Origin of the sequence: Flavobacterium ginsenosidimutans (assembly GCF_037478105.1) — a bacterium.
Classification (GTDB): domain Bacteria; phylum Bacteroidota; class Bacteroidia; order Flavobacteriales; family Flavobacteriaceae; genus Flavobacterium; species Flavobacterium ginsenosidimutans.
Genome location: NZ_CP147988.1, coordinates 4,310,581 through 4,325,942 on the forward strand (window position 1 = coordinate 4,310,581; position 15,362 = coordinate 4,325,942).

Below are 15,362 nucleotides of genomic sequence, written 5' to 3' on the forward strand. Positions count from 1 at the left end.
CAACTTAAACCCAATCCGTTTTCAGAGACCTTATCCATTGCCTCTATAATCTTCTTCCGGACCGGCGGCCGCCGCTGCTCTATGCTTTCCCTTCATCTGCTATTTTTGAGCCTATTGGCCCTGACTTTTGCATGGCCTGAATACATCGCAAAAAATAGCACTGGCTTGCCGCTAAAGATGCTGATCGGGAATCTGAGAGAATAAAACCATTTATAGCAAATTCCTGCGCTCCATAAGATAAGCCAAGGCTTCTTTTACAGCCTGCTCCGCATTTTTCGGATTGAAGCCTAGTTCATTCCTTGATTTGGATATGTCAAAATCCTGCTGCAATCCAGAGAACATTGCAATATCTTTTGTTGTGATAACCGGCGGTTTGCCGCTTATTTTAGCTGAAAGCTCCATAAAGCCTGCGATTGCATATAGCACGAACTTAGGGACAGACCCAGGAATTTTGAGCTTCAGTTCCGGATAATTTTTTTGAGCCAATTTTGCGGTATCTGTAATGGTCATGCATTTTTCATTGGCAAGAATGTAGCGTTCGCCTGAACGCCCCTTCTGGGCAGCAAGAAGACAGCCTTCGGCTACGTCTTTTACGTCCACCCAATTTAAGGTTATTCTGGTGTCCATCGGAATTTGTCTGTTTAAAATAAGCTTAAGCACTCCGTATGAAACATTCAGGGGAAGAAAAGCCTCTCCTCCAATCATTGCGCCCGGCATTACAGACACCAGTTCAATGCCCAATTCTTTGGATAATTGAAAGGCCAGCTTTTCACCATCATTTTTAGAGTTATAGTACATATCCCTGCGATCGGGGTTATAGCCATTGCTTTCTTTAGTCGGGAGATGGGTGTAATCCAGCGCTGCAATGGAACTCACATAAACAATCCTTTTTACGCCGGCTTCCGCCGCTGCTGCTATTGTGTTGCGGATTCCGGCCATGTTCACTTCATAGATTTCCTTTTTAGGATCTTTTGCCCATAATTTGAAAGCGGCCCCTACAGCATAAAATGTCTCAACACCCCGAAGAGCCTTTACGAAAGAAGCCTTATCCGTAATATCGGCCTGAACCACTTCGCAGTCCAGATCTTTAAAACAGCCTTTACTATTGATGTCGCGGACAGAAGCCCTAACCTGAAATCCTTTTTTTATCAGCAGTCTTACCAGGTTATTGCCTAAGTGCCCATTGGCGCCTGACACCAGCACTAAGTTTTTATTTGTCATGAATCTTAATTTAAATGATAGCGCAAAGTTCTGCTTTGCCCATTTAAATCCGCTTCACAAATGTTACCTAATGATCTGCTTTCGGATGCGGCTCAAACTTTTAGGATTCATCCCTAGAAAAGAAGCGATATGCTGCATTGGGACATTATGCAGAACCTCCGGACGCTCATCAATAAGCTTTAAATAGCGCTGCTCGGCAGTGAGCGCCGCCAGATCTTTAGAGCGCTTTTCATTATAGGCCAATGACTGCTGAAACACTAAAATGCTAAAGTCCCTAAAACCCGGACTTTGGCGCATCAGCAAATCAAGATCTGCCTTTGCAATCCGTAAAAGCACGCAATCTGTGATGCATTCCAAATTTTCATCTGAAATTGTCTGAGTGATAAAATTAGAATAGGATGTTATAAAACCGGGAGGGCAGTTAATGTGCGTAGTCACCTCGTCCCCCTTATTATTATAATGGAATAGACGGACAAAGCCTGATTCGACAAAATATAAATACTTGGGAATTCTTCCGGATTCTTCCAAAATACTGTTTTTGGAACACACGACCCGGTCAAAATATTGTGTGCACAAATCTCTTTCCCTGCCGGAAATTTCCACCGTTTGTGCAATAAGTTGGAGAAGCTGATGATGCATAGCGCAAATTTAAAAAAAATGCGGCAGGATTAAGGCAGCCGCATGCATTAATGCTGAACCATATAATTCGATGCGGCGCATGACAGATAAAGAGCCGACAATTAAAACTGAACCTGCAATATATCAAAATTCACATAAATAAACACAATAAGCTCCTGTCTGCAAAATGTTTCGATAGCATTAGGTGAATTTTAAATTAAGAGCAAAAAACTCAAGCAGTCAAAATCTCCCATCCGAATAGCAACACCGCTCCGGCAACCCTACCTTTCGGCAGACAAAACCATACTAAAAACAGTCCGATTAAAAAAGGAATAAAATCAAAGACTAAATAACAAAAATTAAAAAAAGCCCTCATTGCTGAGAGCTTTCAACCCTTATTGAAATACTGTCCTGCAATCCCAAAGCGGTTTGAGCATTAATCAATGGCCGGACCAGTTCAAGCCTTTTGAGCCGGCAGCTTATAGATCAGCTTCTGGATGATGGCCAGCCAGATGCTTGACAGAAGCATGGTGGAGGTAATCACTGCAAGAGTAATCTGATGCATATAATCTCCAACCAGCCCAAGAGAAGCGGCAAGCGTAAGCAGCACAAAGCTGAATTCGCCAATCTGCGACAATAGCGCGCCAGCATATATGCTGTCCCTCCAGCCGTTTCCGCTTAGCTTAAAAAGCAGGCTATTGATCAAGCTATTGATTATCAGAACGCTTATAGCCACCAAGACAATTGTGCCGGCATTGGCTGCAAAAAATCCAACATCAAGCTGCAGTCCTATGGCCAGAAAAAAAAATGCCATAAAAAAGACCCTAAAGGGAATCAGCGATTTTCCAAGCCAGCGCGTTGCCTTATCCTGCCCGATCACAATTCCAGCTGCAAAGGCTCCAAAGGCTGGCGAGAGCCCAAACCAGAAACTGACCCAGGCCATCCCAAAACATATGCAGAAGCCGATGAATACCTGCAGATCATGGTCGGCAATAAGCTCTCTTCTCATGGGAATATTAAAAATCCTCCTATTGATGGCTGACCGCAAAAAAAGCAGTATGAGCATGCCGCCTATGCTGACCTTGGCAAGCTCCAAAAAAGAGGTATTGCTGCCTGAAATGAAATTTAGCGATAAGACCATTGGCACAACCAGTATGTCCTGCATCAGCAGCACACCGCATGTTATAATCCCCAACTGGCTTTTAATCTCGCCGGTTCTCTGCAAATACTGAAATACAATAGCCGAACTGCTGAGGCTTATGATAAAAGATAATAATATAATCCTACTGGCTGGCCATCCCAACTGCATTCCCAAGACATACATGCATAAGGCGCTTAAGAGGACCTGGACCAGAGCTATTGCAAAGGGCCTGCAGAAATGCTGGCTTAAATGGTGCAGGTCTATCTCGGTTCCAATTGAAAACATCAGAAGGACAATACCGATTTCGCCCAATTCCGCCGCCACTGCCGGATCAGGAATTATATTCAGGAGTTTTGGCCCCAAAAGCACGCCCGCAGCTATATAGGCAATAAAATAGGGCTGCCTGAAGCGGCGCAGCACCAGTATCAGCAACAGCACAGCAAAGCAGAGCACGGCCAGGGCAGAAAATAAGTCCGAAAACATAATTATAGCTTTTTGCAATGATTAAAGCTGCCCTTCGGGGCAGCTTTAAAATAAAAAAGGTAAAATAATCGATTAGAAATCAGGCAATTTCAATCATTCTAGGCGGCTTCTGCTTCGCCTGCTCTTTTTTGGGTATGGACAGATGAAGCAGGCCATTGACATAACGTGCACTGATCTTTTCTTCGTCCACCACATTTTTAGGCAGCTCAAAGCTTCTCTGGAAAGACTGGTAGCTGAATTCCCTGCGGGTAAAATTCTCCTGCTCGATGGTCTGCTTGTTTTCCTTTTCCGAAGAAATAGTCAGCAGGTTTCCGTCAAGGGTGATTTTGAAATCGTCTTTCTCCAGGCCAGGAGCGGCCACTTCGACTTCAAAATGCTCTGCAGTCTCTCTGATGTTTACCGATGGCAGGGTGGTGCTTGTTGTAGAAAAATTTTTGTTTTCCCAATTGAAAAGCTCGCGGCCAAAAACGTCATCAAAAAACGTATGCTGCAGGCCACGATGCTGGTTTGCATTTCTTTTGATAAGATTCATAACATTTTACTTTTAATTGTTATACAATATTTTTGAACATACACTGCCTTTGCAGTGCCAGGGACAAAAAAACCAAAATTATGCCAGAGAAAAAAAATGACATTTTTTCAGTTTCCATAAACGAAAAAATGTCAGTTTTACCCTAGCTTTACAAAGAAAGAAAGAAAGAAAGAAAGAAAGAAAAGAAAGAAAGAAAAGAAAGAAAGAAAAAAACACATAGCCGGCTTAGGCAAAAAGGCATTATCCCTTTTGCAAAAAAATCTTTGCCTTTTAGATGACCCCCATAAATTCCAAGTACCTCCCCATAAGCTCCCTGTCAAAAACAGGGGGCGCCAAATCGGCATCTTCCAGGAATTGCTTTGTATTGCTTCTGTCATAGTAATAGGTATTCTCATAGGCTTCCACCAGGGATCTTCCCTCGTGCACATCCTCTGTAAAGAGGCTCAGCAGAGGATATATGGGAAGATTATGGTCATATTTCCATTGGCTGAGCCATTGGCGATACTCCATCCCTTCCAAGCCCATGGCGTAATATTCATTCATTTTAGCACAGAAATCCGTTAGGGACACGTCATTTTCCGCCAGAGGGGAAAGATGGAAATTTAAGCCTACGGCTTCCTTCTTTCTGCTGATGTGCATAATGGCCCTGCACATATAATCCACTGTTGTCAGTTCATCCTTTAGCCCCATCACCAGCGGAAATGATTTCAGCTCGACGCAGCTTCTTATGAGCGCACCCCACCACTGGTTCATTTCAGTTGCGCCCGAAGCGCCATGGCATACTGCAAAGCCCAGCCTGAAATTTATGATGGGAAGCCCTTTTGCCTTTGCCTTTTCGGCAATGCTTTCCATTACCCATTTGCTTTTAATGTAGCCTAAGTCACGGCAGACCGCTTCGAGGTTCTGGCCTATGGCATCATCCTCATACATCCATGTTTTTCCGGTAAAAGGCCTTCCCCAGCTAAAGACGCCCATTGAGGAGAGCAGCACCAGAAATTTCACTCTTGCTGCGGCGGCCAGACCGATAATATTGTGCAGCCCGTCAATATTGGGCTTTTTAATCAGCGGATACGGCTGCACATAGCTTACGGAGCTTCCCGAATGGTATATGACTTCCATCTCCTCTGCAATGAAGCGGTAAGCCTGATCTTCCATTCCAAAGCGGGGCAGAGACAGGTCTCCTGGCATCGCTTCAATCCGGCCATCATAATCGGCAGGCCAGGGCAGCTTAAATTTTGCAAAAGTGCTTCTAATGCGCTGCAGCCCCTCATTGGCAGACGGGGCGCGCACCAGGCAGTATATTTTGGCGGCCGTATCCTGCAGAAGCTCCGCCAATAGATGGGAGCCGACAAAACCGGTCGCGCCCGTCAGAAAAACATTCTTGGGATTGCCCAGCACAGCGGCATCCGGCAGTGCCTCCACAGTAAAATCAATCCGCAGCTCCGAATCCTGAATCAGCTCGCTGGCCATTATTCGGGCCTTAGCCTGCTGCGTAATCTCCGTTTCAAGCATACGTTTGTCAATTTCTTTTACAAACGCAGAAATAGTCGTGAAAATGTAAAGTTCCGGCAGGCTGATCCTATTTCTTACAGGCTCGGGAAGAAGGGCATAAAGCTGCGCCAATAGCAGGGAATGCCCTCCCAAATCAAAAAAATCATCTTCCTCTCCAATGTCTTCGGCCGAAAGCAGCTCCTTCCAGATATGCCTTACAATTTCAGTAAGGTTATCTTCCTTCCATTTCGGCTGACTGGCATTTTTAATCTGGCTCTCGGGGATTTCCAAAAGCGCTTTATCTATTTTGCCGGCATGCGTCAGGGGCATTTCATCCACGGCAATGATTTTATCGGGAAGCATATACGGGGGCATTGCCTGCTGCAGCTTTGCTCTGATGCCCTGCAGGGATTTTGCCCGATCATCCCCAATGCCTCGGAGCTTGACAAAAGCAACGAGCGCGGGCAGGCCATTGGCCTTTTTTTCAACCTTAACTGCCGCCTTTGAAATCTGAGGCAATTTGGCCATATTGTATTCAATTTCTGCAAGCTCAATGCGGTAGCCTCTGATTTTGACCTGATCGTCCTTTCTGCCGCAGAATTCGAGATTTCCGTCGGGCCTTTCAAGCACCATATCTCCCGTCTTATAGATAGTCCCGCTGCCCTGCAGCTGGCCTGAAAGCCATTCCGGGGCCTGCAGAAAAGCTTTTCTGGTATCCTCGGGCCGGTTCAGATAGCCCAATGCCAGCTGGGGGCCGCCTATATAGAGCTCTCCGATGGCTCCTTTGGCTGCGGGCCTGAGATCTTCATCTAAGACCAGTAGATTTACATTGGGCATTGCAGATCCGATAATTCTCGGATCCGTTTCCTCTTTAAACTCATAATTGCTTACGGCAACTGTAGCCTCTGTCGGTCCGTAGCTATTGATCAGACGCACTTTCCTGCACCAGGATCTCACAGTGCTTTCACTGCAGGCCTCACCGCCAACTGCGATGGCCTTTAGATTGCCTATGGGCTTATCTAGAGGCAGTGAAGCCAATACCATCGGAGGCATAAGAGGCACTGTATCGATATTATGGGCCGCAATAAAATCCAAAAGCGGCTCGCCGACAATCCTGTTGTTGGGATATAGGTATATGCAGGCGCCTTTTATCAGGGGCGTCCAGATATCAATCACAGCGGCATCAAAACTGGGAGAGGCAAACTGCAGCGTTTTGCTCTCAGAAGACAGGCCTAAAACCTCAGCCTGCTGCCGCACAAAATTATAAAAGGCCCCATGTGCGATAACGACGCCTTTGGGCGTTCCCGTGCTCCCGGAAGTATAGATGATATAAGCGGGGTTCTGAGGCAGGATTTCAGCATGCATGCCGTCTTCAGGCATCTGCTTATATCCATCATCCTGAAACAGAAGGTCCAATGCGATGCTTTCAATTCCATCTTTGCCGGCTTTTTCCAAATATTCCCGGCTGGTCAGCAGCAGATCGATTTCAGCATCGTCGGCCATCAGATGTATCCGTGCCTGGGGCAATTCTCCGTCTATGGGAAGATAGGCTGCCCCTGACTTTAAAATGGCCAAAAAAGCAATAATGCGGTCGGCGGACTGCGGAAGGCACACTCCCACTCTCCCTCCCCGCCCAATTCCATGCAGCCGTAAATAACGTGCCAGCCGATTGGCCTTGGCATTGAGGTCCCCATAAGCGGTTTTCCCTCCCCCATCGGCAAGTGCCGATTTATGGGGATACCGCTCTGCAATTTTCTCAATCTGTCTTATAATATTGCCGGCATTATCCTGAAAGCCGACTGTTGGATAATCATTTTTCATTTCGTTGCCAGAATCCATTTCTTTTTCCATTGGGCAAAATTTTATGTTAGACACTAATTTTTAAAACACTGATAGACAAGCTTAATATATTTTTTAACATTAAAAAACACATAAACAAAATAACTAAAAAATATCTTACAAATTAAACCTGTCCCCAATAATAATTTAAATTTAACACGCTGTAAATAAACAAATTAAACCAACAAGCATATATATAGAGCATTGCCTCTAATTACATATTGCATTGCAAAAGAAAAAACGAAAAAAAAAAAAAGAAAGCGCAGAAAAAGCGGGCACGAAGAATGCAGTGGCGCTATAAGCCCCGAAGGCGGACAAAGAAGCTGGAGTCCGTTATGCGCACCGCGCATGCGATGGCCGCTAGCTTGGCCTGCTTTTATTGCGATTGAAAACGGATAGCATCCTAAACTAAAAGCTTCCGCATAAATTTAAATTGCAGCACAGCTATCAGAAAGCTCCCCCTCTATAATAAGTATCCCTGTCACCAGCCAAATGAAAAAAAAACAGTCTAAAAAAAACAGTCTAAAAAAAACAGTCTAAAAAAAACAATCAATAAGCAAAAACAGCCTAAAAAGAAAACAGCCATAAACCATCTGGCATATAACAGATTATAAAATAAAAAAACAGCCCGAAGGCTGTTTTAATTTTTATGCGATACTACTATAAATCATTGATAATCTGCAAATGTTTTATGCAATAGCTAACCGCCAGCACATCTGATGCATTGCCAAAAGCACTACATCCATGCCCAAGCATAAAAAAAAGTCAAAATCTTAAGGCTTACATGGCTTTACATGCTGCTTCAGCAATTCTTGCAAATCAATTTACAATTTCTTTTCATATTCTCCGATCTTTCTTTCTATGTAAAAAAACATGAAAACAAATTGGGCAATTAAAAAAATCCCGAACATGTTTTTGTTCAGGCTTCCGCCTAAAAGGAAAATAACTGATACAAATATGGAATTGAACAATGCTATCCAAAATAGCACTATGGCTGCAAGCCTGTTAGAATACTGCCAGTTAGACAGATTTTTCATTGATTTGCTGCTTCTATAGCCGTAAAACCTATTTATCTTTTTTGGCTGGAAGAAATAATAGACTCCTGAAATCAAAAGCAGCACTAGGCAGATTAGCATTTCTGAATTCATAATTAGCTGTATTAGAGATTAATAATAATAAGGCAGAACACATTACGAATGAAAAACTGATTATGCCCATAAAAAGCGCAATGAAAAAATGAAAGAGCATGCCTACGAAAACAATCTTTTTCTTTCTCTCTGCATCCGCTGTAAAGATACTCAAAGCAATCAATAATTCAATGACAAGAACCGACCAGTTAAGCAGCGTTGTGAGCACCGGACTGCTGAGAATCACTTCAATAAAAGGCTTGAAAAAATCAGTCACACCGAACAATGGCTGGGTAAACCAGTAGTACAGGGCAGTTCCATTTTTCCATTCCTCTATTTTAAATTTTCCTACTGAAGCGAAAAAGTAGATTACAAATATCTGAAATGACATTAGATAAAAAGCCGCTGCAGCTGTGGCTTTGGCGAAAAAGGAATGTACAGCGGTATCCTCTGACCAGTGCCATTTCCTTTTATCCAGCAGGCAGATCGGCATTAAAAGCAGGGCCAGTATCGCTGATACCTGGTCCCCTCCGTCCATGCAGGTTGATGTGATGCTGAAGCTGTAGGCTATAAACCAGTGCAGCACGCAGGTGAAACGCGGATAGATTCCCGAGGCTGCCAGCAGCAGACCTGCCACAGCGAAGGCAATGCCGGTCTGAAAATCACTGAAGAAAGAGAAAAAATTAAATTCATAATGCGTGAACTTATGGAAAGTCTCATTCTGATAGCCCGTAAAAAAAAGCGTGTACCTGCTGTTGGACAGCAGCGTTAAAATGAGCGATGATGCCATAATGGTCCTGCTAAGGCCCATCCAGTTTGACCACCAGTTTTTATTGACAAATGATTCAGCTGCGCTGAGTTGTTTTAAAATCATGCGTTTATTTTTTTATTTCAAGCAATACATAATCCATGGTCTGGCGCACATTCAGTTTTGAAATGTGCCACTCATATGGAAGAGGCTTCCCCTTTTCGACCAGAAACACTCCGTAAACCATCGGAGGGCTTATCTTTATGGAGAGTTTTGTAAGGGAGTCCTGCGGCACTTTTCGGGGATCGCCCTTAAACGAATACCAGTATTTGGCATTCACATTATTGAGTACGCTTCCGATTTTATGATTGATGATTCTGTTGTCGCGCTTAAACCCAAAGAACTGTTCGGTGCCTGAAGCCTTTAGCTGAAATTCCTCTCTGTCCTGTGTGTAAAGATTGAAATAATCCTTTTTAACGTCTTTGGTGAAAAATGCCCAGCCTTGAGGGGCAAGGGCATTTAACGTATTTTTAAACGGCAGGTCGTAGCGCAGCGTTATCGGATTGGGCTTTACGCTCAAAACCGTAAGATATGCGATTATGCAGAAGCATACTGCCGCCAGAAAATAGAAATAGGCTATCTTTAAAAAGCTTCTTCTCATTCTAGTCCGATCGGTGTCTCAAGCCCATCAATTCCTTCAGCAACCTGCAGGGCAATAGCCTCCTCTGTAATTGGAGGAACAGGCTCTACAAGACCGAAGGTAACCTCTGAGATTGCCGCCACATAGAAAACAGCCACTGCAACCACTACCACACCCACAGCCAGAGCCCATACCCCGCAAGCCTCTACCTGCACTTTTGCAGACAATGGGGCATTTTTTGCGTTTTTCTGGTAATACTCCTTACTGATTTTTTCAACCGATAGGTTATACACCGCCAGCTTGCTGTCAATAAGCGGCTTTATGTCCCCAGCGACCTTTTTGATGCTCGCAAGAATAGTTTCAGGATCCTTTGAATAGATCTGCTTCTGGAATTTTTCAAAATATGCCGCATCTTTTGCTTTAAGATAGGCAATAGCCTCCTGCTCGGCTTTCTTGTAGTTTGCTTTCTGCTCTGCAGTAAGATCGCCCATGTCAAATGCGCTTTTCAGCGCCGGAACTGCCTCTGATAATTCACCGTCCGCAAATATTAGGGATTTAAAAAGCTCTTCGCCGCTGAGCTTGGCCGCTGTCTGATCGCCCGCAGATGAAGCCGCGTCGCTGGAACAGCTGGCAAATAATAAATTCATGGCCACTAGGATAATGGCCAGCGGACTGCTGGAAAATTTTCTGATTTTTTTCATTTAAATAATTTTTTTAGGTTATTATTTGTAATAGGAATTATCCTGCGAATATATAATAATATTCAAATAAAAAAAATTAAAATATAAATAAAAACTTATAATTTACATAAATTAATTAGTATTTTTCTTAATTAATATATAAATCAAGCCATTCAGAGATTGTTTTAAGAGCCAAAGGGGAAATTGTCTGCTCGATCTGGCCATATTCGCTTGGCAGTCCTGTGGAGCATTCCTGAAACATATGGTTTAAGCCTGGCAGCTCCTTAACGGCAATATTTTTATTGCCTCCTTTGCCCAGCGCTTTACTCATGGCGTCAAGATTCTCTTTTGGCGCCACCTGCAGATCCTTTGCCCCGTTTAAAGCTAGGACAGGACACTTCACCTTCTCCAGCACAGGCTCAGGATTATATCTTATAAAGCTGGCCATCCAAGGGGTCAGAATTCTTGCAACCTGCGCTTCTGCATAATCCTTCTGGGAAATCCCTTCAGGCTTAGCAGGATCGTTTTGGGAAATTTCGCTGATGTAACGGGTCATATTAGCTTTTAATTCTGCCGGATCACTATACTTTTTTACAATCTCAAAAGCTTTTTCATTCTCTGACTTTGATTTCTGAATCTCCGCCTCGCTTTTCCCTGAAGCCTTCCCTATAAGCTCCTGCTGCTTTAGAAGCAGCTGGTCTCCAGATATTGCCGGACCAGCCAGCAGGATAATAAAAGCTGTGTTTTTTGATGAGTTCGCCACTATCGGCGCAATAAGGCCTCCTTCACTGTGTCCGATAAGCCCTATCTTGTTTTTATTGACATCCTTTCTGGTTTTCAGGTACTCCACTGCCGATGCGGCATCTTGGGCAAAATCAGCAGTGACCGCCGTTTTGAATACTCCGCCTGATTTAGCGGTGCCGCGGTCATCATAGCGCAGTACGCCTATCCCCTTTCTGACAAGATAATCAGATAGCACCAGAAAAGGTTTGTGCCCCATCAGTTCTTCATCCCTGTTTTGGGGCCCGCTGCCGCTTATCAGGATTGCAACTGGAAAAACTCCTTCTTTTTTGGGAAGTGAGAGTGTCCCCGAGAGCTCGATGCCCTCTTTTGCATTTTTAAAAACAACCTCTTCCGTATAATAGGGATAGGGCGCTGAAGGCTCCTGAGGCCTTTTCCTTTCTTTGGCCTCCTGCGTCTGAGTGCGGAAGAGATCCACATTAAATTTCTGCCCTCCCTGCTGGAACACTCCTGTGATATGATCATCTTTAAGTTCTCCCCTATAGATAATTCCCATCGCCGGGGCTTCGATTAAAAGAGACGGATCGGTAAAAGTGACGCTGCCAGCCGGCAGCCCGTAAGCCCCTTGATCCGGGCTGTCCATCAATGCTGAATAGCCTGCTTCCGTTTTTGAGATATGGAATACCAGCCTCAGGGAAGAAGACTGCACTTTAAGGGTTCCGGCCCAGCTTCCGCTGATCTGTTGGGCACTGGCTGCGAAAGTGATACAGCTCAGCAGCAGCAATATTTTTTTCTTCATTTCAGATTTGGGTTATGAATTTCCTGTATTGGCAATAAAAACCAAATATAGTATTTTTCTTAAATTAACAATTAAATCATCTCCATGTATTACAAAGATTTTTCTCACGCAATTTTAATGATCACTAATCATATAATCCATATCTGCTATATGATCAAAGAAGGCTTTCATTTGATTTTAGAGATTTGCTATGATGATTGGCTCTTCCAACTTCGGACCTGTAATGTTTCCATAAAAAATGATATAGGACAAATTCATGTTTTCTTTGGCTGCCCCTAAACAATCTGTTGCAGGACATATGAATGTAACTGGCCAGAATTTTAATCTGTTCGTCCCTGCCAAGCCTTAATTTTAAATCAGCAATATCCGACGAAATATGACGCGATTTCAATTTCAATCGAGATTGAAAATCGCCATTTTCACCATTCAGCATTCTTTTTATTTTTTCCCTTTCCGCTCGGAATTTAGCATCCAGCTGATCTTTAAGCCTCTTGTCCAAACTAAACTCCCTACTGAAAGATTCATTAAGCGACTCAATGATTTTAAGCCTTTCATTCATATTGAATCCAAAATCTTTTATTAAAAAATCAATCATATAGATTCCATAAAGCCACCTGTAATTTTCATCCAGATTCTTCTTTCGCATAAGGGCTAGAAAATCTAAAATGGCAATGCTGTCATGGTAAAATATGTTTTCTGAAAAAATAATGCATTCATCAAAATAGCGTTCAAGTTCGCGATCATATGTGTCAGCCTGAATCTTTGAAACAAAGTTTTTTTCCATGCTTTCTTTAAAAGCTTCGTTAAAAAGCGTGATCAGATGAATAATTTTTTCTTTGCCGGCCAAATGGAATCTCACTCTTAAGTGATGTCCGCCTTCATTATAGCGAATAAAGAAAAACTTATCAATAATGCCTGCTTCCAGCAGATGCTCAACCAGACTTTTAATTAAGTCTACCAGGATAAGATCAGATGTAAATTCACCCAGATAAATTTTATAGTAAATCCATTGGTCCCCTAAAATAAACTTTCTCTGAATTTCCATTAGTTGATTTTATAAAGTGGGAAAATAAATTCATTGGTATGGATACCCATATCCGATCTGACTATTGACTTGAATTCACTATATAAAAACTCTTCGATTATAAAATTATCTCTGTTTTTTAATACCCTAAGGAACAATTCAATATATAACCTATTATTAAAATTGATGTACAATTTATTATCAAAATCTTTGATGATCACTTCATCTTTAATATGGTACTTTGCTCTCCATTTGTGGATTTCAGATATCAGCATTTCACTCTCCAAATCATACAGGTGTGCTATGTGGCATTTTTTGAAGTTCCAAAATGCTTTAGATATAACAATATTTTTATACTGCACACGAGGCAGAAAAATGAAATTTTCAGAAAGCGGCCCCCAAGAAAAGCCCATGGAAGTTCTTCCGTTTTGATTTTGGACATCACATAAAAATCGATAGGCAGAAACCATAAAAGGATTGTTATAATTATGCGCATTTGTCAATATCGGAATGATATGCTTCTTCAGTTTTTTTGAATATAGGCAAATTGTATCATTCTTAAGAGAAACCCAAATATCTTTTATAAATATCTGGCTGCCAATCGGCAGATTTGATTTGGCCAGATATGGAATTTCATATTGCCTAAATTGCGGCCGCAGCAAAATATTGCCAACTCGAGACTCAGGCAAATGGCTAATTTCCGCGAGTATAAAATTTTCATCAATTAAATCGTTTTCAGCCTTAATAATTTCATCCGATACAAAATTTGATATTTCACAATTTGAGTTGCAAAACCGAGCCAATAGATTGGCGGCGGAACTTCCTCCACAATTTGTGATCGCATATATGTTTTGAGAATCATCTTTTGCATAAATCTCCACCAGCGAAGACATGGTTGGCGGAAGATCTTCCCAGTTTAATTCGAAATTCTCCAAATCATTATCCGATAGATAAATTATTCTCTCGTTGCAAAAGGACGCCTCAGATAGCTTATTCATAAAAAAATCATGCAGGTATTGTGATTTAACCGGTCTTTTCTGGGACCCCGCAGGAAAATAAAGCCCCTCCAGCAGCGGAGAATCGGTCTTCGTCGAAGTATTGCAGTAGCCAACACCTTTGTCAATATCCAAAACCTCTGATAAAACCACTTCCTGATCCTGATAACGATCGTAGAATTCCTTCTTGAAAGTTTCTAAGTTTGCATTTGACTGTTTTACTGTCAATCTGTTCAATACTTCTATTCCTTCCAAAACTTCCTTTTGAACTTTAGAAGACAGCATTCTTTCTTCTAAAACTGTAGTGAGGATAGCTTGAAATAGATGTTTTTTATCATATGCTATATCAAGGCCGTCCAAAATCTCCTGTACCCTTAAATAATGCTCAACACTGCAGAATCTGTCTGAAAATGCCCTATTCACATCCTCTAATATGCTGTCTATTTCGTTTAGACTCTCATGCAGATCCTTTAATTCGATGATGCCATTGATCTTCTCTAATATGAATTTCAGCGGCTCGGTTCCAGTTGTAAAAGGTTCCAATTCACTCACTAGGAGCTGTGAATCGATAAGATCATTAATGTATCTGCGGGCTTCCTTTTTATCTATATCTTTTGATGCAAGCAATTTCACCAGATCATTAAATTTCAAACCGCCCTCACTTTCTGCTAAAACCAGATGCAGATAAAGACTATTTGCTACGGAATTTAATATATGGTTCCTCTTGCCATTTCTGTATACATATTCAACATACGTCAATCGATCTTGATATGCCCCTGAATTGATAGTGGTGTTTGTATAATACGTAAAATATTTTCTAATCTTTTTATTCTGATTGATCAGCTGGAAAATGGAGAAAATTACGTTCATATCCAGTTGGACATGCTTTTTATAATTTTTAAGCTTTCCCAGCTTTGGAGCACTCGCTTCATCGTCAAAATTTCCAACAGCTGTTCCTGCAAATAATCCAAATGGAGTGCATCTTGTACTCATGCGTGAAAAATATTTCAGAAAGGCCGATAGGCTTTCTTTACTTAGTTTTCTGTTCAGGCCAATCTGTTTATTTGCTTCATTCAATAGATCGCAGGATGCCAGATAAATCGATTCCGAAATTATTTCATCCTCAAGAAGCGACATTACGTCTTCTTCTTTTAATGCTGCAAAAAAATCTGAATCAAACCTTAGAAGAGGAGTCCTCAAAACAAATTTATCGCACAAATTATACTTATTCTTTTCCATGAGATTAAAATTGGAAACTATTACTTTTTTGCATTTCTGTTTTC

Annotated in this window: 13 protein-coding genes; 1 reads left to right on the forward strand and 12 read right to left on the reverse strand. The window is 42.2% G+C overall.

Going from position 1 to position 15,362, the window contains the following annotated elements; translation table 11 throughout:
- Positions 1–210 precede the first annotated feature (210 nt).
- The 5 genes from V6624_RS18795 to V6624_RS18815 form a co-directional block, all read right to left on the reverse strand.
- Positions 211–1,221, reverse strand: coding sequence for an NAD-dependent epimerase/dehydratase family protein (locus tag V6624_RS18795; RefSeq protein WP_338839768.1), 1,011 nt, complete (start codon positions 1,219–1,221; stop codon positions 211–213).
- Between the two features lie 63 nt (positions 1,222–1,284).
- The gene (locus V6624_RS18800) at positions 1,285–1,860 is read right to left on the reverse strand and encodes a Crp/Fnr family transcriptional regulator (protein ID WP_338839769.1); all 576 of its coding nucleotides are present in this window, start codon (positions 1,858–1,860) and stop codon (positions 1,285–1,287) included.
- 436 nt (positions 1,861–2,296) lie between these two features.
- Positions 2,297–3,463: a cation:proton antiporter gene (locus V6624_RS18805; RefSeq protein ID WP_338839770.1), complete on the reverse strand. Its 1,167-nt coding sequence runs from the start codon at positions 3,461–3,463 to the stop codon at positions 2,297–2,299.
- Positions 3,464–3,542: 79 nt separating this feature from the next.
- Complete coding sequence (locus V6624_RS18810; RefSeq protein ID WP_111289899.1) at positions 3,543–3,995, reverse strand: Hsp20/alpha crystallin family protein; 453 nt, start codon at positions 3,993–3,995, stop codon at positions 3,543–3,545.
- 270 nt (positions 3,996–4,265) lie between these two features.
- Positions 4,266–7,337 (reverse strand): amino acid adenylation domain-containing protein, encoded by a 3,072-nt coding sequence (locus tag V6624_RS18815; protein ID WP_338839771.1) that lies wholly within the window; start codon positions 7,335–7,337, stop codon positions 4,266–4,268.
- 192 nt (positions 7,338–7,529) lie between these two features.
- On the opposite strand from V6624_RS18815, the gene V6624_RS18820 reads away from it, so the two are divergent.
- Positions 7,530–7,724, forward strand: a complete 195-nt coding sequence (locus V6624_RS18820; RefSeq protein WP_111289897.1) for a hypothetical protein — start codon at positions 7,530–7,532, stop codon at positions 7,722–7,724.
- A 425-nt stretch (positions 7,725–8,149) separates the two neighbouring features.
- On the opposite strand, the gene V6624_RS23750 is transcribed toward V6624_RS18820, so the two are convergent.
- The 7 genes from V6624_RS23750 to V6624_RS18850 all read right to left on the reverse strand — a co-directional run bounded on the left by V6624_RS23750 (position 8,150) and on the right by V6624_RS18850 (position 15,318).
- Positions 8,150–8,473 carry an SdpI family protein gene (locus V6624_RS23750; protein ID WP_111289895.1) on the reverse strand — a complete coding sequence of 108 codons (324 nt, stop codon included), beginning with the start codon at positions 8,471–8,473 and terminating at the stop codon, positions 8,150–8,152.
- Complete coding sequence (locus tag V6624_RS18825; RefSeq protein ID WP_111289893.1) at positions 8,391–9,326, reverse strand: sporulation-delaying protein SdpB family protein; 936 nt, start codon at positions 9,324–9,326, stop codon at positions 8,391–8,393. Before V6624_RS18825 ends, V6624_RS23750 begins: the two co-directional genes overlap by 83 nt.
- Before the next feature lie 4 nt (positions 9,327–9,330).
- On the reverse strand, positions 9,331–9,861 hold the full coding sequence (locus V6624_RS18830) for an SdpA family antimicrobial peptide system protein (protein WP_111289891.1): 531 nt from the start codon (positions 9,859–9,861) through the stop codon (positions 9,331–9,333).
- Complete coding sequence (locus V6624_RS18835) at positions 9,858–10,541, reverse strand: hypothetical protein (protein WP_111289889.1); 684 nt, start codon at positions 10,539–10,541, stop codon at positions 9,858–9,860. The genes V6624_RS18830 and V6624_RS18835 overlap by 4 nt, the downstream gene beginning before the upstream one ends.
- A 127-nt stretch (positions 10,542–10,668) precedes the next feature.
- Complete coding sequence (locus V6624_RS18840) at positions 10,669–12,060, reverse strand: alpha/beta hydrolase family protein (RefSeq protein ID WP_338839774.1); 1,392 nt, start codon at positions 12,058–12,060, stop codon at positions 10,669–10,671.
- A gap of 154 nt (positions 12,061–12,214) precedes the next feature.
- Positions 12,215–13,105, reverse strand: coding sequence for a thiopeptide-type bacteriocin biosynthesis protein (locus V6624_RS18845; RefSeq protein ID WP_338839776.1), 891 nt, complete (start codon positions 13,103–13,105; stop codon positions 12,215–12,217).
- Positions 13,105–15,318, reverse strand: a complete 2,214-nt coding sequence (locus V6624_RS18850) for a lantibiotic dehydratase family protein (protein ID WP_338839777.1) — start codon at positions 15,316–15,318, stop codon at positions 13,105–13,107. Before V6624_RS18850 ends, V6624_RS18845 begins: the two co-directional genes overlap by 1 nt.
- Between the last annotated feature and the right edge of the window lie 44 nt (positions 15,319–15,362).

Excerpts from the sequence above, each read along its gene's own strand:
- V6624_RS18800 (WP_338839769.1), bottom strand. The coding sequence starts at position 1,860 with ATGCATCATCAGCTTCTCCAACTTATTGCACAAACGGTGGAAATTTCC.
- V6624_RS18845 (WP_338839776.1), bottom strand. The coding sequence starts at position 13,105 with ATGGAAATTCAGAGAAAGTTTATTTTAGGGGACCAATGGATTTACTAT.
- V6624_RS18805 (WP_338839770.1), bottom strand. The coding sequence starts at position 3,463 with ATGTTTTCGGACTTATTTTCTGCCCTGGCCGTGCTCTGCTTTGCTGTG.
- V6624_RS18840 (WP_338839774.1), bottom strand. The coding sequence starts at position 12,060 with ATGAAGAAAAAAATATTGCTGCTGCTGAGCTGTATCACTTTCGCAGCC.
- V6624_RS18795 (WP_338839768.1), bottom strand. The coding sequence starts at position 1,221 with ATGACAAATAAAAACTTAGTGCTGGTGTCAGGCGCCAATGGGCACTTA.
- V6624_RS18815 (WP_338839771.1), bottom strand. The coding sequence starts at position 7,337 with ATGGAAAAAGAAATGGATTCTGGCAACGAAATGAAAAATGATTATCCA.
- V6624_RS18830 (WP_111289891.1), bottom strand. The coding sequence starts at position 9,861 with ATGAGAAGAAGCTTTTTAAAGATAGCCTATTTCTATTTTCTGGCGGCA.
- V6624_RS18850 (WP_338839777.1), bottom strand. The coding sequence starts at position 15,318 with ATGGAAAAGAATAAGTATAATTTGTGCGATAAATTTGTTTTGAGGACT.
- V6624_RS18810 (WP_111289899.1), bottom strand. The coding sequence starts at position 3,995 with ATGAATCTTATCAAAAGAAATGCAAACCAGCATCGTGGCCTGCAGCAT.
- V6624_RS18825 (WP_111289893.1), bottom strand. The coding sequence starts at position 9,326 with ATGATTTTAAAACAACTCAGCGCAGCTGAATCATTTGTCAATAAAAAC.
- V6624_RS18835 (WP_111289889.1), bottom strand. The coding sequence starts at position 10,541 with ATGAAAAAAATCAGAAAATTTTCCAGCAGTCCGCTGGCCATTATCCTA.
- V6624_RS23750 (WP_111289895.1), bottom strand. The coding sequence starts at position 8,473 with ATGAATTCAGAAATGCTAATCTGCCTAGTGCTGCTTTTGATTTCAGGA.